This window comes from Nocardia sp. NPDC049737, assembly GCF_040674755.1.
Taxonomy (GTDB): Bacteria; Actinomycetota; Actinomycetes; order Mycobacteriales; family Mycobacteriaceae; genus Nocardia.
The window spans coordinates 69793-87865 of sequence record NZ_JBFANH010000022.1 but is presented as its reverse complement, the minus strand read 5'-3'; the positions used below and the strand labels follow the sequence as shown (position 1 = coordinate 87865).

Genomic DNA, 18073 nt, shown 5'->3' with positions numbered 1-18073 from the left:
GGCGGATTCCGCCCGGACCCTTCGCATATCCCCGCCTGCCTCAGTGTTCGCCGACGAGCTACCGGTCCCCGTCTTCGGCCATGACCGCCTCGCCGCGAGCGACCATGCCAGCCTCATCCGCGAGTTTCATATGGGGAATGAACAGGGCGAGCACGAAGGCGATTACCGCGCCCGGGATCAGGTACCAGAAGCCGGGTACCAACGCGTCCACGTAGGCGCCGACGATGGCGTCGTGTAGCCCGTCCGGTAGATGCTTGACCACCGAGGGCACCAGGGCGCCCGGATCCAGCTTCGCGGCAGCGGCTTCGGGGCCGTGCGAGACGAAGACATCGGTGAGGCCCTCGGTCAAACGGTTGGTGAAGATGGAGCCGAAAATCGCCACGCCCAGTGCGCCGCCCATTTCACGGAAGTAGTTGTTGGCGCTGGTGGCGGTGCCGATTTGGTCGGGGGCCACGGCATTCTGGACGACTAGCACGATGATCTGCATGATCAGACCGAGGCCCGCACCCATGACGAACAGCATGGCGGAGACGACCCACATCGGAGTGTCCGCGTCCAGGCGGGTCAACCAGAGCATGTCCGCGAACATCAGGACCGCGCCGAGGGGCGGATAGAGTTTGTAGCGGCCGGTTTTGGTGATCATCGTCATCGATGCGATCAACGCGATCATCAGACCGACCATCATCGGAATCAGCAGCAGACCCGAGACCGAAGCCGAAGCGCCCGTTGCCATTTGGAGATAGGTCGGGATGAAGGCGAGGGCAGCGAACATCACCAGACCGACCACGAAGCCGATCGCGGAGGTCAGCACGAAGGTGCGGTTGCGGAACAACCACAGCGGCAGCATCGGCTCCTCAGCGCGCGCCTCCACCAGCACGAAGGCAGCGACCACCACGACGAACGCCGCGATCATGGTGACCATAACCGTTGAGCCCCAAGCATATTGCTTGCCGCCCCAATCGGTGATCAGGATAAGCAGCGTGGTAGCGGCCGACATCAACACCACACCGAGATAGTCGGGCCGGGTCTTGGGCCGGTGGCTGGGGATGCTCAAGTAGCGGAAGGCGATGAACAGTGCGGCAATTCCGATCGGCACATTGATCCAGAAGCACCAGCGCCAGCCGAGATGGTCGGCGAAGAAGCCGCCGAGCAGCGGCCCCGCGACCGAGGTGATGCCGAAGACCGCGCCCATCGGGGCCATATATTTGCCGCGATCCTTGGCGGGCACCACATCGGCGATGATGGCCTGCGCCAGAATCATCAGACCACCACCGCCGACGCCCTGCAGGCCGCGGAAGGTGATGAACTCCCAGAAACTCGTCGACGCGGCGGCGCCGATGGAGGCCACTGTGAAGATCGTGATGGCGAACAGGAACGGCCAGCGCCGCCCGAACAGATCGCCGAATTTGCCGTAGATCGGCATCATGATGGTGGTCGCGAGCAGATATGACGTTGCGGTCCAAGCCATATGGGAGATGCCGCCCAGATCGCCGACGATGGTCGGCATCGCGGTGCCGACGATGGTCTGGTCCAGGCTGGCCAGGAACATCCCCGCGATCAGCGCGCCGAAGATGAGCCAGATCCGCTTCTGTGTCAGGACAATCGGCGCCGGTGGCGATTCGGCAGTGATGGTCATCTCTTGCGTCTCTCTTTCTTGCCGTCATGCTGTTCGAACAGCTGCGCGGCCATCGCACAGTGTTCGCTTACTGCCGCCGCCAGCGACACGTTCGGATCTCCGACCGTCGTCATCGCAGCCCGCGTGGTGATGTTCGTCACGAATCCCGCTGCCAGACCGGCGAATTCGGGCGAGACCGCACTGCGGAGCCGAGCCGACAGCAGATCTACGAACACGCTCTGCAAGCGAGCGCCCGAGGCGACGAAGGCCGCGAGCACCCGCGGCTCGGTCTTGACGATCTCGGTAACCAGCGTGATGCCCTCGCGCATCTCGCTTTCGGATTCGAAGCCGTGCATGAACAACCAAGTGAGGTCGTCCATCAGCACACCGCTCGGGCCACCCGCGATGAACTGCTCGCGCAACTCCGGCGTACCGATCTCGCCGACCGGCCCGACTACCGCATCCATTTTCGTCTCGTAGTAGTTGAAGAACGTGCGGGGCGAGACCCCGACCGCTCTGGCGATGTCCTCGACGGTCGTCGCGTCCAGTCCGCGCTCGACCGCAAGCCGTCGCGCGGCAAGACAGAGATCGAGCTCGGTCTGGCGTTTCTTCTGCTCCCGCAACCCGATCCGGCGCTCGTCCTTGGACATGTCCGACAAAGTAGCACAAACTGCAATTTTTCAGAAACTGCAAGTTTGAGCGCATACGACTAGCAGCCGAGAGACCCCGGCCCGGACAGCTCCGAGCGCGAACAATCCGCTGTCCATTCGGAAGCGAATCGCCGGCTTCGCGCAACCCGAGCGAGCCTCGTCCCGCGAATTAGCCCGATGTGCGAATCTCCTTGGCAGGAAGGACAATTAGCGCACACTACGAGCCGAGTTAACTCCGATATAACTCAAGATTAATCGACTTGATACTGAATTTTGGATAGTGTTGATACTGCCTACAGCGAGGTGGGATTTCGAGAACTCACATCGGTCGGGGGGCAACGCTCGTAGGAGAACTCCAGGTGAAGTATTCAGTGTGCGCTCGCGTGTTAGGTCCATTGACGCTTGCTCTCAATAATCACAACGCAACGCCGACAGCACAGAAACAACGCCAACTGCTCGCCTTACTACTCGTCAGACACGACACCGTAGTTCCGGTAACAACGCTGGTCGAAGAGTTGTGGAACGACGATCCACCACGCAGCGCCGTCACCGTCGTGCAGACCTATGTACTGGGAATTCGAAAGAAGATGGCCGAGCAGCTCGGCATCGGGCAAGCCGAAGTGGCCGAACGATTTCTCCGGACACGCAGTAAGGGGTATTCGTTCGACGTCAAGGACTGCGTCTTCGATTTGCGCGACTATCAGAGCATGTCCGAGGCCGCGCGCTGCGCCGCCAAGGCAGGCGACGACTATCGCGCGGTAGATCTGTTCACCGCCGCGGAGGCGCTGTGGAGTGGTCCGGCGCTGGTCGATGTGGAGGGCGGTATCCCGCTCGCCGCGGAGATCTCGCATCTGGATCACCTCCGGCTGACCAATATCGAGCTGCGCGTCGAGGCCGAGCTGCGGCTCGGTCGATATCGCGAAGTCTGCCCTGACCTGGCCCGACTCACCATGCAGCACCCACTGCACGAGCGGCTGCAGGCGTATTACATGTTCGCACTGAGTCGTGCGGGCCAGCGCGTCCGCGCGCTGGAGTCCTACCAGCAGTTCAGCAGGTCGATGCAGCACGAACTCGGCCTCGACCCCTGCCAAAAGCTGCAGAAATTGCATCAGGATATCCTCGCCGCCTCCGATGTATCGGTCAGTGCCATGCTCAACAGCCGTCACGCGGGATACCTTATCGGCTGGTACTCCCCCGAATTCCGCGCGGCTCGAGCAGAACCCGCCTAATCCGCCCGCAATAACTCGTCCACCAGCGCGGTCGAATGCGTCGCCGACCGCATGGCCGGGTTGTCGAGTACTTCCCGCAGAAAATCCCGGGTCGTCTCGACGCGCGCACCCGAAATCCGGAATTCGGCCAGGGCTCGCCGCATGCGCGCGAGCGCCTGGTCCCGGTCCGGCGCCCATACGATCAGTTTGGCAAGTAGCGAATCATAGTGCGGTGGGATCGAATATCCGGCGTGCACATGCGTATCGACACGGACAAACGGACCACCAGGCGGTGTGAATTCGGCCACAACTCCGGGTGCCGGTGCGAATTCGGCAGCCGGGTCCTCGGCATTGATGCGGCATTCAATTGCAGCACCGCGCAGGAAAATATCGCGCTGCGCGATGCTGAGCGATTGCCCTGCCGCGATATGGATCTGCTCGGCGACCAAATCGATACCGGTAACCATTTCGGTCACCGGATGTTCGACCTGGATTCGGCAGTTCACCTCCATAAAATAATAATTCCCCTGCCGATCCACCAGAAATTCCACGGTTCCGGCGCCGACGTACCCGGCTTCCAGCACCCCGTCCACCGCGGATTTGCCCATCCGCGCCGCGAGCCCCTCCGGCAGCCGCGGCGCGGGCGACTCCTCGATGAGCTTCTGGTGCCTGCGCTGCACCGAGCAGTCGCGCTCACCGAGGTGCACACCGTTGCCGTAGCCATCGCACAACACCTGGATCTCGACGTGCCGGGCGCCCTCGAGGTACTTCTCCAGATAGACTCGACTGTCCCCGAACAACATTCGCGCGGTCGCCCGCGTCTCCTGATAGGCACGCGGGAACGCCGCACTGTCGCGTACCACCTGCATCCCGCGCCCGCCGCCACCCGCGGCGGCCTTGATGATCACCGGGTACCCGATCGAGTCGGCCAGCGCGTGCGCATCCTCGGGTTCGAGCGGATCCAGACTGCCTGGCAGCAGCGGTAGCCCCGCCTTGGCCATCAGGGTGCGTGCCGACTGCTTGTCGCCGAGTTGGGCCATCACATCGGCGGGCGGACCGATCAGGATGACACCCGCCGCGCGGCAGGCATCCGCGAAATCCGGTGACTCCGAAAGGAATCCGTAGCCGGGGTGGATCGCATCGGCGCCGGTTGTCTCGGCCGCGGCGAGTACGGCGGCCGCATTGAGATAGCTGCGTTTGGCCGCGGCCGGCCCGATCTGCACCGATTCGTCGGCAAACTGCACGACGGCCGACTCCGCGTCGGCGACCGAATGTACCGCTACGGTGCGCACTCCGAGCTCCCGGCAGGTGCGCGCGACTCGCAGCGCGATCTCGCCGCGATTGGCGATAAGAATCTTCTCGAACATGGTGTCCCGCACTCTCCTACGCCACCGACCGAACCGGAACCTGCCGCCGCGCACCGAATCGGCGGAACCGGGCGCGCCGGTCGGCGGCGAGGTCTTCGCCGCCGCGACCGGTCAACTCGCGCAGACTCGCCGCCAGCGCACGGTGCAGTTGGTTCGCCGCCGCCAGCGGCGCCGCACCCACATCGTCGCCGGGTTCGGGCAGCACCGCATCCACGATGCCGAGCCGCAGTAGGTCACCGGCCGTAAGTGACAGCGCGGCAGCGGCTTTCGGTGCCGCGGCCGGATCGTTCCATATGATGGCCGCGCATCCTTCCGGACTGATCACCGAATATGTACCGTTGGCGAACATCAGCACCCGATTGGCGACGCCAAGCGCCAATGCGCCACCGCTGCCGCCCTCCCCGATCACCACGCTGATCACCGGCACCCGCAGCGCGGACATCAGCCGGATATTCTCCGCGATCACCACCGCCTGCCCCTGCTCCTCGGCGGTCGCGCCGGGATAGGCGCCGGGAGTGTCGATCAACGTGATCACCGGCAGCCCGAGCTTTTCGGCGAAACGCATGAGCCGTGCGGACTTTCGGTATCCCGCCGGGGTCGGCATACCGAAGTTGCGCGCCATCAACTCCTTCGGCTCATGCCCCTTCTGATGTCCGATCACCACGACCGGCCGGTCACCGAGCCAGGCGGTACCGCCGACGATGGCCGGGCAGTCCCCCGAGATACGGTCCCCGCGCAACTCCTGGAAGCCGTCGAAGGCCAGGGCGAAGTAATCGAGCGCGGTCGGTCTACTCGGCGTACGCGCCCGCCGAACCTGCGCCCAGGGATCGCTGTCGGGAACGCGAGCCGGGTCGGTGACGGTTCCCGCGTCCAATTCGGTCACCGCATCGCCGGTCGGATCGACCGGACCGGCCACTCGCAGCAGGGACCCGAGTGCCTGGCGCAATCCGGCGCGCGGCACGATCATATCGATCAGCCCACGCTCCAACAGGAATTCGGCGGTCTGGAACTTCGGCGGCAGCTCCTGACGGATCGTCTGTTCGATCACCCGGCGACCAGCGAAGCCCAGCCGCGCCCCCGGTTCGGCGATCAGCACATCCGACAGCGTGGCGAACGACGCCGCGACCCCACCGTAGGTCGGATCGGTGATCAGTGTGATGGTGAGAATGCCCGCGCGGTCCAACTGCTCCAGCGCCGCACTGGTTTTCGCCATCTGCATCAGCGACAACGGTCCCTCCTGCATCCGCGCGCCACCCGAGGCGGTGACGACTAGCAGCGGAATCCGCTCGGCGAGCGCGGTTTCCGCGGCCGCGGTGATCATCTCGCCGACCGCGGTGCCCAGACTGCCACCGAGGAACCGGAAATCCATGGCGGCGATGATCACCGGATTGCCGTCGATTGTCGCAACCGCGCACAGCACGGCATCGTGCATGCCGGTACGTGCCCGTGCGGCGGCGAGCCGGTCCGGATAGGGCTTGGTATCGGTGAAGGTCAGCGGATCGTCGTCGGTGGGGATGACGGCGAGCGGTTCGAAGCGGCCCTCGTCGGCGAGCTGGGCGATGCGCTGCTCGGCCGTGATCGGGGTATGTCTGCCGCACTCGCCGCAGACACCGAGGTCGCGGGCGAATCGCTTGCCGTACAGCGGAATCAGACAGGCCGGGCAGAGCACCCAGTCCGCGGCACCGTCCAGGCCGTGTGCTGACTTCATCACGCGTGTCTCCTGTGCTCGGGGAAGGTGCGACCCAGCCTGCGCGCACCCGCTAGAGAACAGCTCGACTCCGGCGCTCGAGTCAGGTTCGAGGACCGCCTTCGATGCTGGACCCCACGATCGAAGGGAGATAACGCCATGAACCCCAACGCATCCGGTGGTGCGGTATGAGCCGCCGCGTTGTCGTCACCGGACTAGGTGTCCGCGCGCCCGGCGGTTCGGGTAAGGACGAGTTCTGGAAACTGCTGTCCGAGGGCCGTACCGCGACGCGCCGGATTTCATTCTTCGACCCCACGCCCTACCGGTCCCAGGTGGCGGGCGAGGCCGATTTCGACCCGATTCAGGAAGGGTTGTCGCCCAGGGAAATTCGCCGTATGGACCGCGCGGTGCAGTTCGCCGTGGTGTGCGGACGGGAGGCGGTGGTCGATAGCGGCATCGATATCGGATCGCTGGATCCGCACCGGCTCGGCGTCAGCCTCGGCAGCGCGGTCGCCGCGGCGACCAGCCTGGAGCAGGAATATCTCGTGCTGTCGGATTCCGGTAAGAACTGGCTGGTCGACCAGACCTACCTGTCCCCGCACATGTTCGACTACATGGTGCCGAGCGTAATGCCCGCCGAAGTGGCCTGGAGTGTAGGCGCGGAAGGGCCGGTCGCCATGGTCTCCAACGGCTGCACCTCCGGGTTGGATTCGGTCGGCCACGCCGTGCAGTTGATCCGCGAGGGTTCGGCCGATGTGATGCTGGCCGGCGCGGCGGATACCCCGATCACGCCGATCGTGGTGGCCTGCTTCGATGCGATCAAGGCCACCACCTCCCGCAATGACGATGCCGAACACGCCTCCCGACCGTTCGACAACTCGCGCAACGGCTTCGTGCTCGCGGAGGGGGCGGCGATGTTCGTACTGGAGGAATACGAGAGCGCGCGCAAGCGGGGCGCGCGTATCTATGCCGAGATCAGCGGCTACGCCACACGCTGCAACGCCTACCACATGACCGGCCTCAAGGCCGACGGCCGGGAGATGGCCGAGGCGATACGGGTCGCACTGGACGAGTCGCGCATCGACCCCACCGGCGTGGATTACATCAACGCGCACGGTTCGGGCACCCGGCAGAACGATCGGCACGAGACCGCCGCCGTAAAGCGCAGTCTCGGCCAGCACGCCTACGCGACGCCGATGAGCTCCATAAAATCGATGGTCGGCCACTCGCTGGGCGCCATCGGTTCGGTCGAGATCGCCGCCTCCCTGCTTGCGCTGGAATACCAGGTGGTGCCGCCGACTGCGAATCTGCACGAAGCCGACCCGGAGTGCGATCTGGACTACGTGCCGCTCACCGCGCGCCAGCACCGGATGGACACCGTGCTCACCGTCGGTAGCGGATTCGGTGGCTTCCAGAGCGCGATGGTGTTGCGTAAACCCGAGGCGGTGGCGGCATGATCCTGGTTACCGGTATGGGCGTGCTCGCGCCGAACGGCCTCGGCGTCGAGCGCTTCTGGGATGCGGTGTTGGATGGCCGCAGTGGTATCGCACCGCTGACCCGGTTCGACACCAGCCGCAACACCGCGCGATTGGCCGGACAGGTCGCCGATTTCGATGCGGCCGAACATCTGCCGAGCCGATTGCTGCCGCAGACCGATATTTCGACACGGATGGCATTGGTGGCCGCGCAGTGGGCCCTGGACGACGCCAAGGTCGATACGGCGGCACTGACCGACTACGACATGGGCGTGGTCACCGGAAATGCCTCCGGCGGTTTCGAATTCACCCATCGCGAGTTCAATAAGCTGTGGTCGCGCGGTTCCGAGCATGTGAGCGTCTACGAGTCGTTCGCCTGGTTCTACGCGGTGAATACCGGGCAGATCTCGATCCGGCACGGCATGCGCGGGCCGAGCAGTGCGCTGGTCGCCGAACAGGCGGGCGGTTTGGACGCGGTCGGGCACGCCCGGCGGACGGTCAACCGCGGCACCCCGCTGGTGGTCACCGGCGGGGTGGATTCCGCCCTCGATCCCTGGGGCTGGGCCTCACATCTGGCCAGCGGCGAGGTCAGCACGTCGGACGCGCCGGAGCGTGCCTATCTGCCCTTCGACACCGCCGCCGCCGGATATGTGCCGGGTGAAGGCGGTGCGATGCTGGTGGTCGAGGATGCCACGGCGGCCCGTGCCCGCGGCGTTCCGAAGGTGCATGGCGAAATCGCCGGGTACGCTTCGACATTCGATCCGGCACCGGATTCGGGAAGACCCTCGGGTCTGCGCCGCGCCGCGGAACTCGCACTCGCCGACGCCGGTATGGGACCGGGCGATATCGATATCGTCTTCGCCGATGCGGCGGGCGTGCCGGACCGCGATCGGGACGAGGCGGCGGCCATCGAGGCCATCTTCGGTGCCGGCGGCGTCCCGGTCACGGCGTCGAAACCGCTGACCGGACGGCTGTTCTCGGGCGCGGGCCCGCTCGACATCGTGACCGCACTGCTGTCCATTCGCGATTCGGTGATTCCGCCGACCGCCTACACCACCACCCTCGCCGAGGACTACCGGATCGATCTGGTACTCGGCGCACCGCGGCCCGCCACCGTCGGCGGCGCCCTCGTCCTGGCCCGTGGCCGTTGGGGTTTCAACTCCGCGGTCGTCGTGCGCGCTGTCGACCAAACCTAGGGAGCCGATCATGACCATGACCATGACCGAATTACGCCGGATCCTCGTGGAATGCGCGGGCGGCGACGATATCGCCGAAGATATCGCCGGACTCGACTTCGACCAGCTCGGCTACGACTCCTTGGCGCTCATCGAAACGGCCTCGCGGATCCAACGCGATTTCGGCGTGCTGATCCCGGAGGAACAGCTCATCGATGTCAAGACGCCGCAGGAGCTGGTCGATATCGTCAACAGCCAATTGCGCGGTGCGGCATGAATACACAGGTGATGAGCCACACCAAGGTGGTGCAGGCGCCGCCAGAGGTCGTCTACGCCCTGGTCGCGGATGTGACCAAATGGCCGGTGATCTTCGCACCGAGCGTGCTGGTGCGTCATCTGCACCGCGGACCCGATGAGGAGCGGTTCCGGCTGTGGGCCACCGTCAATGGTGAGGTGAAGAATTGGACCTCCCGGCGGGTGCTCGACGCGGCGCAACGGCGCATCGTCTTCGAACAGGAGCGCAGTCAGGCACCGATCGCGTCCATGGGCGGCGGCTGGTCGTTCCGCGAAATCGATCCCGGCACAACGAAGGTCACCCTCGACCACCGCTTCACCGTGGTGGACGGCGCCGATCCGGATCTGGTGGCGGGCGCGGTGGATCGCAATAGCGAGACAGAGTTGGCCGCGTTGGCTCGTATCGCAGAGCTGGGACATCCGGTCGACGAGGTGGTGCACACCTTCGAAGACGCCGTCCCGCTCGATATCGCGGCGGCCGAGGCGTACGACTTCATCTACCACAGCGAGCGCTGGCCCGAACACGTCCCGCACGTCGGCAGGATCGAACTCGACGAGGACGCCGACGGTGTGCAGCTGATGGAGATGGATACCGTCACCGTGGGCGGTATTCCGCACACCACCAAATCGGTGCGCGTCTGCGTCACCGACGAGCGCATCGATTACAAGCAACTGCTGCCGCCTGCCATGCTCTTCGGGCACAGCGGCGCATGGGAATTCGCGGACGGTCCGGACGGTGCGGTGGTCACGGCACGGCACACAGTTGCGATCAATCCGGTCGCCGCCCGCGAAATCCTCGGGGCCGATACCGATCTCGCCGATGCGCGCGCATATCTCACCGAAGCGCTGTCGACCAACAGCCGCAATACCCTGCTGTGCGCGGTGCGGTATGCCGAGTCCATGAAGTCACCGACATGACCGCCACCGAACTACCGAGTGTCGCCGGGGGGCCGGTCGTGCGCGAAATCGCCGACGGGGTCTACGCGTACACGCACAGTCGAGGCGGCTGGTGTGTCAGCAATGCGGGCGTGCTGGCGGGGCCGGACGGGGCGGTGGTGATCGATACGCTGGCGACCGAGGGACGCACCCGCGCGCTGGTCGAATTCGTCGACGGCCTCGATATCGGTCCGGCCAGAACGATTGTCAACACCCACCATCACGGCGACCACAATTTCGGCAATCACATCTTCGGGCCCACCGCGGTCGTCATCGGCCACGATCGGATCCGGCCGGAGATGATCGAGACCGGACTCGCGCTGACCGAACTGTGGCCGCAGGTGCAGTGGGGCGATGTGCGAGTAACCCTGCCCAGCATCACCTTCAGCAGCCGCGTGACCCTGCATATCGGCGAACGGCGCGTCGAACTATTCCACCTCGGACCGGCCGCGCACACCACCAATGATGTGGTGGCGTGGCTGCCCGAGGAGAAGGTGCTCTTCGCCGGAGATCTGGTGATGTCGGGGGCCGCGCCGTTCTGCCTGATGGGATCGGTCAGCGGGACGATAAACGCGATCAGCAGGCTCGCCGAACTGGGCGCGGAAACTGTGGTGTCCGGGCACGGTCCGGTGACCGGACCCGAGATCTTCGAGCAGACATTGCGATATCTGCGGTGGGTGCAGGAGCTGGCCGCCGAGGGCCGCTCCCTCGGACTCACCCCGCTGGCCATCGCGCTCGAGGCCGATCACGGTGAATTCGCCGATCTGGTCGACGAAGAGCGCATAGTCGGCAATCTGTACCGCGCCGATGCGGAGTGGGCGGGCGGTCCGATCGGCGAGCCGCTGGATGTGCTGTCGATTTTCGGCGAGATGATCGTGTACAACCACGGGCAGGTGCCGACATGTCTGGCGTGACAACCGAATCGGTGCGGGTCTGCGTGGTCGGTGGCGGACCGGCCGGGCTGATGACCGGTCTACTGCTCGCCCGATCGGGCGTGGAAGTGCTTGTGTTGGAAAAGCATCCGGACTTCCTGCGCGACTTCCGCGGTGACACCGTGCACCCATCCACTCTCCGGGCGATCGACGAACTCGGGCTGGCCACCGAATTCCTCGCGCTACCGCACGTCGAACTGCCACAGCTGCCGATGGCCACCGCGAGTGGGCCGGTGATCTTCGCCGACTTCCGCTCGCTCCCAGGCGGTTTCCCGTTCGTGGCATTCATGCCGCAGTGGGATGTGCTGAACTTCCTGGCCGAGGCCGGTGGGCGGTATCCGGGCTTCCGCTTGATCCGGCGGGCCGAGGTCACCGAACTCATCCACGAGCACGACACCGTGGTCGGCGCTCGGGTACGCACACCCGAGGGACCTCTCGAGGTCCGGTCCCAGTTGGTGATCGCCGCGGATGGACGCAATTCGATTGTGCGCGGCGGCCTGCTGGAGGTCGCGGCCAGTGCGGCGCCGATGGACGTACTGTGGTTCCGGGTCAGCAAACCCGACGGCGAGCGGCTGCCGACCGTGCGCAGCGGCAATGGCTTCTTTATCGTCTGCATCGACCGCGGCGACTACCTGCAGGTCGCCTACATGATCCCGAAGGGCGGATTCGCGACCGTCAAGGCCGCCGGACTCGCCGACTTCCGTGCCGACCTCGCCGCGATCTATCCGAGCCTCACCGAGCATCTGGCGGCCGAGATCCGCACCTGGGATGACGTGAAACCCCTTGATGTGCGGGTGGATCGGCTACGGCGCTGGTACCGGCCGGGCCTGCTCGCGATCGGCGATGCGGCCCATGCCATGTCGCCCGCGGGCGGAGTCGGCATCAATCTCGCGGTACAGGACGCGATCGCGACCGCCCGGCTGCTCGCGCCCATCCTCGGCACGGGTGCTCGACCGAGCGTCGCACAATTGCGCGCCGTGCAGAGCAGGCGTGAATTCCCCATGCGCGTAGTCCAATTCGCGCAACTGCGGCTGCTATCGGATCTCTATCCGAATGCCGGACGACCAGGCACCGACAGGCCACTGCTGGTACGTCTGCTGCGGCGCTTTCCCTGTCTACCCCGTTTGGTGGCCCGGGTGATCGGGCTCGGCATCCAGCCCGAACACGTGCCACCGGTGGCCGATATCGCCGGAACCGTCACTGCCCTAACGAAATTCAGGGAGAACTGATCGTGTCGACATATCTGCTCGTCCATGGCGCATTTCACGGCGGCTGGGCCTGGCAGCGGGTGCTGCCGCTGCTCGAGGACGCCGGACATCGTGTGCTGGCCCCGTCGCTTGTCGGCCTCGGCGACCGCGCCGATCTCTTGACCCCGGATGTCGGCCTGGATACCCACGTCGAGGATCTGGTCGGCCTGCTCACCTCCGCGGATCTCACCGACGTCGTCCTGGTCGGGCACAGCTACGCGAGCATCGTGGTGACCGCGGTCGCCGACGCCGTCTCCGACCGCATCGCTGAACTCGTCTATATCGACACCTTCGTCCCGCGCGACGGTGAGGCGGTCGCCGACATCATGCCCGGTATGGTCGATGCCTTCGCCGCCGCGGCCACCGAATACGGCGATGGCTGGCGCGTACCGCCGCAGACCGAGCCGATGGGCGACGGCGGCCTGTACGGCATCACCGAGGAACCCGATGTGGGCTGGGCCGCCTCGATGATGACCGCCCAGTCGCTGGAGACTTTCCAACAGCGCATGGTCCTCACGAATCCCGTTGCGCTGGCGGATATTCCGGTGACACACGTGTATTGCAGCGAGGGCGGCGAAGCCTACAAGGCCATGCGCGCCGCCATGCCGCGCACCCTGCCGCCCGCCGACCTGCCGCCCGGCCGTCTGCACGTGCTGCCGACCGGGCACGACTGCATGATCACCATGCCGCGCGAATTGGCCGGGCACCTCCTGGCATTGGCACCGCGGACAACGCTTGCCTAATGCAGGACACCGTAGGTCGCCGCAATGGTGAACCCGTGCGCTCCGGTCTCGCAGGTCACCGTGCCCTGGTAGCCGATGCCGCAGGTGGTGCCACCGACGGCGACCTTCTGCCCCTCCGGCAGCACCTGCGCGCCACCCGGGTAGGTGAAGGTGGGTTGGTCGGCCGTCAGGAAGTGGGCCGCTTCCACAGTCGACGAACGCACCTGGTTCGTGCCCGGCGGTGCATCGATCGGCACCGCATCGCATCCGGCCGGGCCGTCCAGGAAGAATCCGCAGTTGCGGCCGTCGGGCGACCGGAAGAAGACGGCGCCCCTGTAGTGCGGGTCGTCGACCAGATATCCGGTCTCGTCCACCGGTGTCAGCTGATCGAGCCCATTGGGGTCGGCGGCTGCCGGGCCGGCGGCGGTCGCCACGGCGGCAATGGCGAGTGGCACGAGGGTCGACAGAGCGAACAGCTGCGAGCGATCGAACACGATGCGCCTCCTTGGTCGTCATCCGACGGAACCCCATGACGTTAGCGGTGAATCCGCGCGATAGCCATTGCATCTCGATGACGAATCAGTTTGCCGCCCAGCCGGATCGGGTCAGGATTCGGCCGCGTCGTACGCGGCGCGGGCGGCGAGTACTTCGCTGAGATGTGCGCTCGACCAGTCGACGATGCTCGCGAAGACCGGGGTCAGGGTGACCGCGAGCGGGGTTGCTTCGTACTCGACGCGGGGTGGCACCTCGGCGTGGTAGGTACGGGACACCAGTCCGTCGCGTTCCAGCTGGCGCAGGCGCTGGGTCAGCACCTTGGGGGTGAGGCCAGGGATGCGCTGCTCGAGTTCGGTGAAGCGCAGGCGGCCGTCATGGGTCAGCACCCAGAGCACCTGGGTGGACCAACGGCCGAAAACCAGGTCGATCACCGGGGTGATCGGACACGGATCGACGGTGGCCGGCCCACCCCCCGCCCGACCACCCCTCATCGAATCGCTACGCGTTGCCTGCCTCATTGGCCCTCACTTTCCACTTGGTAAGTACTATACTTTGGAAAGTACTGTGAAGCCAGGGGTCGTGAGCGAGTACCACCGCGAACGAAAACCGAAGGGAACACAGTCATGACAACGACATCCGTGGACGGACGCATCGATCTGCCGCGCCGCTCCGGCGACCGGCCGCGCACCCGGGCACACAATCCACATCAGCAGCTCAACCAGCTGGCGCCACCGGATCTGCAGGAAACCCTGTGGTCGCGGATGACCACACTGAACGGCGTGCTGCTCGGCCGCAGCGGCGTCTCGCTGCCCGACACCCGGGCGCTGCATCTGCGCCCGACGATCGCCAAGGGACCGGGCGAGGCGTATCTGGTCGGCACCGAATTCGCCCATCTGCACGGATACGACGACGGCAGCCTGCACATGTGCCTGCCGAAAGATATTGCGGCCGAGGCGATCACGCAGGGGTGGGCGGAATTGCATCCCATGGCGCGGCAGCATTTTCTGCCGCAGACGCTGGTAATGGTCTACGGGCCACGCGATCTCGACGAACTCGAGGTGGTCTGGCGGCTGGTGCGGATCAGCCACGGTTTCGCGCGTGGGGCGGCTACAGCGTGATTAGAGCGGCAGCCGCCATCGTGGGAGTCATGAACGCCACCGATCTCGTCGGAACCTGGGAATTGCTGTCCTACTTCGATATCGACGAACACGATGCGACCAGCACCGGGCCACTGGGTGAGGCACCGCGCGGCCTGCTGATCTACGGCGCGCACGGCTATATGTCGGTGAGCATGATGCGCACCGACGCAGCGACGGACACACCGCCCTTCATGGGTTATGCGGGAACCTGGCGCAGGCGCGACACGGAGATAGTGCACGCGATCACCGTGTGCTCAAACCCCGCCTGGGCCGACACCGAACAGGTGCGCCAGATGTCGCTGAACGGCGACATCCTCACGCTCATCGGAGCCGCACGGGTCGACGGGCGGATGCAGCGCCGGGTGCTGACCTGGCGCCGCTCCTGCCCGCCGTCCTGAAATCGCCTGTTATTCAGTCGAATACGAGAATAAGGGCTCATCGAATTGGACCGGTTCGTTGTCTTCCTTGAGTATCTCGGTGATCACACCGCCGGCCTGAGCGGTGACCGGGATCATCAACTTCATCGCCTCCACGATGGCGATCTGCTGTCCGGCCGTCACCCGGTCGCCCACCTCCACGAAGGGGTCCGCGCCCGGTTCCTGGCTGCGATAGAACACCCCGACACTCGGTGCGCGGAAGACCGCACCGAGTGCCGGCTTATCGGGTGCGGCCGGAGTTTCCACCGCTCCCCCTGCCACTTCGGGGGCCACGACGAGCTGCGCCGCCGAGACCTGCCATTCGGCCTCGATCGTCACCTCACCCACCTGGACACGCAGCGCGCTCGGCTGCTGCGGGAAACCCGCGAGCAGTTGCAGCGCACCCGTCTGGATCGCCTCGAGGATCCGCAGATACTCGTCGTGCCCGGTTGCGCCGTCGAGCGCACCCGATGTGTTCTCCTCCACTGCGGTCATTGCTCAGGCCTCTCAGTAATTGCCAAGTCCACCACAGACATTCAGCGCCTGCGCGGTGACCGCGCCCGCGCCGGGGCCGATCAGATAGTCGACCATCGCCGCCACCTCGAACGGCTGCACGTAGCGTCCGATCGGCACACGTGCGCTCACCCGGGCGTGCACCTCGTCGGTATCCACACCCCACAGACCGGAGTAGACCTCCCGAACCCGTTCGGCCATCGGGGTCTCCACGAAACCCGGGCAGACCGCATTCACCGTGATCCCGGTCTTGGCCAGTTCCAGTCCGAGCGCCTTGGTGAAGCCGACCACGCCGTGTTTGGAGGCCGAATACGGCGCACCGTGTACGACACCCTGTTTGCCGCCGGTGGAGGCGATATTCACGATGCGGCCGCTGCCGCGCTCGAGCATGCCGCCCGCGGTCAGCGCTGCCTTGGTCATCAGGAAGACGCTGTTGAGGTTGGTATTGATCACGTCGAACCACAGCTCGTCGGTGACTTCCGCGGTGACGCCGCCGCCGCTACGGCCCGCATTGTTGACCAGGATGTCGATCGGGCCGTAGCGCCGCACCCCCGCGTCGACGTATTCACGGATCTGCACGGCATCGACGACATCGCAGACCGTGCCGTCGACCTCGTGACCGTCGTCCTGCAGGCTCTTGACCGCATCGGTCAACTTCTGCTGATCGCGAGCGCAGATGAACACCGCGATTCCCTGGGCCGCCAGGCTTTTGGTGATCTCCAGGCCCATACCGCTGGTCGCTCCGGTGACCAGCGCGACGCGCTGACTTTCCGCCATGACTCCTCCATCGGTCTTTCCGTACTCGCCGGGCTTTTCGACCTCCAGACTCGTCGCGGGTCCTATAGCCCCGGTCAACCCGCGCGCGGCTCGAGCCAGTCTCTAGCGGCATCGGCGACCGTTGCGTGCAGCCGCGCCCCGCCGCAACCAAGGAGCCACCATGACCACCGTCGCCAGCCGCACCGAGTTGTACGCCGAGGTCCAGCAGTTCTATGCCGACCAGATGCAGCGGCTGGACAACCGCGACATCCCGGGTTACGCCGAAACCTTCACCGAGGACGCGGAATTCGAACACACACCGGGTCGGCCACCGGCCCGGACCAGGGCGGGCATCGTCTCGGACCTGGTCGAATTCCACAAGCGTTTCGAGGCCGATCCGATGCAGCGCAGGCACTGGTTCAACATGATCAACCTGCAGCCACAGGACGACGGAACCATCGTCTCCACCGCCTACTGCCTCGTGGTCAAGATCCGGCCGAACAGCAAACCCGAAATCGCGCCGAGCTGCGTCGTACACGACGTGCTCGTCCGGGTGGAGGGCAATCTGCTGACCCGGTCCCGGCGCGTCGCCCATGACTGATTCCGCTGTCCCCGACCATATTTCGAGGAGTACCACGTGAACACCGTGCAGCCAGAAACCCTATTGCCCCTTGCCGCCGAAGCCCAGGACCTGTTGTTCCGGGAGGCGCGCACCGCGAACACCTTCACCGACGCACCGGTCACCGACGACCAGATCCGCGATATCTACGAACTGATCAAATACGCCCCGACATCGATGAATCAGCAGCCGCTGCGCATCGTCCTGGTTCGCAGCCCGGAGGCACGGGCCCGCCTGGTCACCCACATGATCGACAACAACAAGCCCAAGACCGCGGCCGCACCCCTGACCGCAATCCTGGCCGCCGACTTGAACTTCCACGAAAACCTGCCGAAGGTCTTCCCGCACGCCCCCGAAGCCAAGGACTACTTCGCCGACCCCGGCTACCGCGCCGAATCGGCCCGCTTCAACGCCCTCATCCAAACCGGTTACTTCATCCTCGGCATCCGCGCGGCCGGTCTCGCCGCAGGTCCCATGAACGGTTTCGATGCCGAGGGTCTCGACAACGACTTCTTCCCCGACGGCACCCACAGCGCGCTGGTCGTCGTCAACGTCGGCATCCCGGGCACCGACGCCTGGTTCCCCCGCTCCCCCCGCCTCACCTACGACGAGGTCGTGACCACCGTCTAGACGATCCCCGCCGACGAGTGGCCGGTGTGCCACTCGTCGGCGACACCAGGTCGGGAACGTACCCCACCAGTGCGATCGCCTAGCTGGTCAGGCGATCGCCATGCGTTGTTCGCGGCATAGGCCGAGAGACTGATAACACCAGTATGGTGACGACCTGTCCGAATTGGTACAGGTATGCGCTCGGCAGATCGGCAGCC

Annotated in this window: 20 protein-coding genes; 12 read left to right on the top strand and 8 right to left on the bottom strand. The window is 65.5% G+C overall.

What is annotated here, in order from left to right; genetic code table 11:
• Positions 1 to 58 precede the first annotated feature (58 nt).
• Together AB0J47_RS27370 and AB0J47_RS27365 are read right to left on the bottom strand one after the other, a co-directional pair.
• Positions 59 to 1636, bottom strand: coding sequence for an MDR family MFS transporter (locus tag AB0J47_RS27370; protein WP_364351872.1), 1578 nt, complete (start codon positions 1634 to 1636; stop codon positions 59 to 61).
• Positions 1633 to 2265, bottom strand: coding sequence for a helix-turn-helix domain-containing protein (locus AB0J47_RS27365; RefSeq protein ID WP_364351869.1), 633 nt, complete (start codon positions 2263 to 2265; stop codon positions 1633 to 1635). The genes AB0J47_RS27370 and AB0J47_RS27365 overlap by 4 nt, the downstream gene beginning before the upstream one ends.
• A gap of 359 nt (positions 2266 to 2624) precedes the next feature.
• Here AB0J47_RS27365 and AB0J47_RS27360 point away from each other — a divergent pair, with 359 nt between their 5' ends.
• A complete protein-coding gene (locus AB0J47_RS27360) occupies positions 2625 to 3494 on the top strand; it encodes an AfsR/SARP family transcriptional regulator (RefSeq protein WP_364351866.1) in 870 nt (289 codons plus the stop codon).
• Here AB0J47_RS27360 and accC read toward each other — a convergent pair.
• Together accC and accA are read right to left on the bottom strand one after the other, a co-directional pair.
• Positions 3491 to 4840 (bottom strand): acetyl-CoA carboxylase biotin carboxylase subunit, encoded by a 1350-nt coding sequence (accC, locus tag AB0J47_RS27355; RefSeq protein WP_364351863.1) that lies wholly within the window; start codon positions 4838 to 4840, stop codon positions 3491 to 3493. The genes AB0J47_RS27360 and accC overlap by 4 nt on opposite strands.
• Positions 4841 to 4856: 16 nt before the next feature.
• Complete coding sequence (gene accA / locus AB0J47_RS27350) at positions 4857 to 6548, bottom strand: acetyl-CoA carboxylase carboxyl transferase subunit alpha (RefSeq protein WP_364351860.1); 1692 nt, start codon at positions 6546 to 6548, stop codon at positions 4857 to 4859.
• A gap of 167 nt (positions 6549 to 6715) precedes the next feature.
• Between accA and AB0J47_RS27345 the strand changes: the two genes are divergently transcribed.
• Genes AB0J47_RS27345 through AB0J47_RS27315 form a run of 7 tightly spaced genes read left to right on the top strand, consistent with a single transcriptional unit; the run spans position 6716 to position 13329 of the window.
• Positions 6716 to 7984, top strand: coding sequence for a beta-ketoacyl-[acyl-carrier-protein] synthase family protein (locus tag AB0J47_RS27345; RefSeq protein ID WP_364351857.1), 1269 nt, complete (start codon positions 6716 to 6718; stop codon positions 7982 to 7984).
• Positions 7981 to 9198 (top strand): ketosynthase chain-length factor, encoded by a 1218-nt coding sequence (locus AB0J47_RS27340; protein ID WP_364351854.1) that lies wholly within the window; start codon positions 7981 to 7983, stop codon positions 9196 to 9198. Before AB0J47_RS27345 ends, AB0J47_RS27340 begins: the two co-directional genes overlap by 4 nt.
• A 10-nt stretch (positions 9199 to 9208) precedes the next feature.
• Positions 9209 to 9454, top strand: a complete 246-nt coding sequence (locus AB0J47_RS27335; RefSeq protein WP_364351851.1) for an acyl carrier protein — start codon at positions 9209 to 9211, stop codon at positions 9452 to 9454.
• Positions 9451 to 10389, top strand: coding sequence for an aromatase/cyclase (locus AB0J47_RS27330; RefSeq protein ID WP_364351848.1), 939 nt, complete (start codon positions 9451 to 9453; stop codon positions 10387 to 10389). The genes AB0J47_RS27335 and AB0J47_RS27330 overlap by 4 nt, the downstream gene beginning before the upstream one ends.
• Positions 10386 to 11321, top strand: a complete 936-nt coding sequence (locus AB0J47_RS27325; RefSeq protein WP_364351845.1) for an MBL fold metallo-hydrolase — start codon at positions 10386 to 10388, stop codon at positions 11319 to 11321. Before AB0J47_RS27330 ends, AB0J47_RS27325 begins: the two co-directional genes overlap by 4 nt.
• Entirely contained in the window at positions 11309 to 12568 is a 1260-nt protein-coding gene (locus AB0J47_RS27320) for an FAD-dependent oxidoreductase (protein WP_364351842.1), read from the top strand. Before AB0J47_RS27325 ends, AB0J47_RS27320 begins: the two co-directional genes overlap by 13 nt.
• Before the next feature lie 2 nt (positions 12569 to 12570).
• Entirely contained in the window at positions 12571 to 13329 is a 759-nt protein-coding gene (locus AB0J47_RS27315; RefSeq protein WP_364351839.1) for an alpha/beta fold hydrolase, read from the top strand.
• Here the strand turns inward: AB0J47_RS27315 and AB0J47_RS27310 are convergent.
• The gene (locus tag AB0J47_RS27310) at positions 13326 to 13802 is read right to left on the bottom strand and encodes a hypothetical protein (RefSeq protein ID WP_364351836.1); all 477 of its coding nucleotides are present in this window, start codon (positions 13800 to 13802) and stop codon (positions 13326 to 13328) included. The genes AB0J47_RS27315 and AB0J47_RS27310 overlap by 4 nt on opposite strands.
• Positions 13803 to 13913: 111 nt before the next feature.
• Positions 13914 to 14234 (bottom strand): helix-turn-helix domain-containing protein, encoded by a 321-nt coding sequence (locus AB0J47_RS27305; protein ID WP_327100202.1) that lies wholly within the window; start codon positions 14232 to 14234, stop codon positions 13914 to 13916.
• Between the two features lie 192 nt (positions 14235 to 14426).
• Here AB0J47_RS27305 and AB0J47_RS27300 point away from each other — a divergent pair, with 192 nt between their 5' ends.
• Entirely contained in the window at positions 14427 to 14921 is a 495-nt protein-coding gene (locus AB0J47_RS27300) for a luciferase family protein (RefSeq protein WP_364351832.1), read from the top strand.
• Positions 14922 to 14950: 29 nt separating this feature from the next.
• Complete coding sequence (locus tag AB0J47_RS27295) at positions 14951 to 15340, top strand: lipocalin-like domain-containing protein (protein WP_364351829.1); 390 nt, start codon at positions 14951 to 14953, stop codon at positions 15338 to 15340.
• A gap of 9 nt (positions 15341 to 15349) precedes the next feature.
• Here AB0J47_RS27295 and AB0J47_RS27290 read toward each other — a convergent pair whose 3' ends face one another.
• On the bottom strand, positions 15350 to 15853 hold the full coding sequence (locus tag AB0J47_RS27290) for a biotin/lipoyl-containing protein (RefSeq protein WP_364351826.1): 504 nt from the start codon (positions 15851 to 15853) through the stop codon (positions 15350 to 15352).
• A gap of 12 nt (positions 15854 to 15865) precedes the next feature.
• The gene (locus AB0J47_RS27285; RefSeq protein WP_364351823.1) at positions 15866 to 16648 is read right to left on the bottom strand and encodes an SDR family NAD(P)-dependent oxidoreductase; all 783 of its coding nucleotides are present in this window, start codon (positions 16646 to 16648) and stop codon (positions 15866 to 15868) included.
• 160 nt (positions 16649 to 16808) lie between these two features.
• Between AB0J47_RS27285 and AB0J47_RS27280 the strand changes: the two genes are divergently transcribed.
• Both AB0J47_RS27280 and AB0J47_RS27275 read left to right on the top strand, forming a co-directional pair.
• Positions 16809 to 17228 (top strand): nuclear transport factor 2 family protein, encoded by a 420-nt coding sequence (locus AB0J47_RS27280; RefSeq protein ID WP_040692670.1) that lies wholly within the window; start codon positions 16809 to 16811, stop codon positions 17226 to 17228.
• A 36-nt stretch (positions 17229 to 17264) separates the two neighbouring features.
• The gene (locus tag AB0J47_RS27275) at positions 17265 to 17876 is read left to right on the top strand and encodes a malonic semialdehyde reductase (protein WP_364351819.1); all 612 of its coding nucleotides are present in this window, start codon (positions 17265 to 17267) and stop codon (positions 17874 to 17876) included.
• The last annotated feature ends 197 nt before the right edge of the window (positions 17877 to 18073 follow it).

Excerpts from the sequence above, each read along its gene's own strand:
- AB0J47_RS27370 (WP_364351872.1), bottom strand. The coding sequence starts at position 1,636 with ATGACCATCACTGCCGAATCGCCACCGGCGCCGATTGTCCTGACACAG.
- AB0J47_RS27365 (WP_364351869.1), bottom strand. The coding sequence starts at position 2,265 with ATGTCCAAGGACGAGCGCCGGATCGGGTTGCGGGAGCAGAAGAAACGC.
- accC (WP_364351863.1), bottom strand. The coding sequence starts at position 4,840 with ATGTTCGAGAAGATTCTTATCGCCAATCGCGGCGAGATCGCGCTGCGA.
- accA (WP_364351860.1), bottom strand. The coding sequence starts at position 6,548 with ATGAAGTCAGCACACGGCCTGGACGGTGCCGCGGACTGGGTGCTCTGC.
- AB0J47_RS27345 (WP_364351857.1), top strand. The coding sequence starts at position 6,716 with ATGAGCCGCCGCGTTGTCGTCACCGGACTAGGTGTCCGCGCGCCCGGC.
- AB0J47_RS27340 (WP_364351854.1), top strand. The coding sequence starts at position 7,981 with ATGATCCTGGTTACCGGTATGGGCGTGCTCGCGCCGAACGGCCTCGGC.
- AB0J47_RS27335 (WP_364351851.1), top strand. The coding sequence starts at position 9,209 with ATGACCATGACCATGACCGAATTACGCCGGATCCTCGTGGAATGCGCG.
- AB0J47_RS27330 (WP_364351848.1), top strand. The coding sequence starts at position 9,451 with ATGAATACACAGGTGATGAGCCACACCAAGGTGGTGCAGGCGCCGCCA.
- AB0J47_RS27325 (WP_364351845.1), top strand. The coding sequence starts at position 10,386 with ATGACCGCCACCGAACTACCGAGTGTCGCCGGGGGGCCGGTCGTGCGC.
- AB0J47_RS27320 (WP_364351842.1), top strand. The coding sequence starts at position 11,309 with ATGTCTGGCGTGACAACCGAATCGGTGCGGGTCTGCGTGGTCGGTGGC.
- AB0J47_RS27300 (WP_364351832.1), top strand. The coding sequence starts at position 14,427 with ATGACAACGACATCCGTGGACGGACGCATCGATCTGCCGCGCCGCTCC.
- AB0J47_RS27295 (WP_364351829.1), top strand. The coding sequence starts at position 14,951 with ATGAACGCCACCGATCTCGTCGGAACCTGGGAATTGCTGTCCTACTTC.
- AB0J47_RS27290 (WP_364351826.1), bottom strand. The coding sequence starts at position 15,853 with ATGACCGCAGTGGAGGAGAACACATCGGGTGCGCTCGACGGCGCAACC.
- AB0J47_RS27285 (WP_364351823.1), bottom strand. The coding sequence starts at position 16,648 with ATGGCGGAAAGTCAGCGCGTCGCGCTGGTCACCGGAGCGACCAGCGGT.
- AB0J47_RS27280 (WP_040692670.1), top strand. The coding sequence starts at position 16,809 with ATGACCACCGTCGCCAGCCGCACCGAGTTGTACGCCGAGGTCCAGCAG.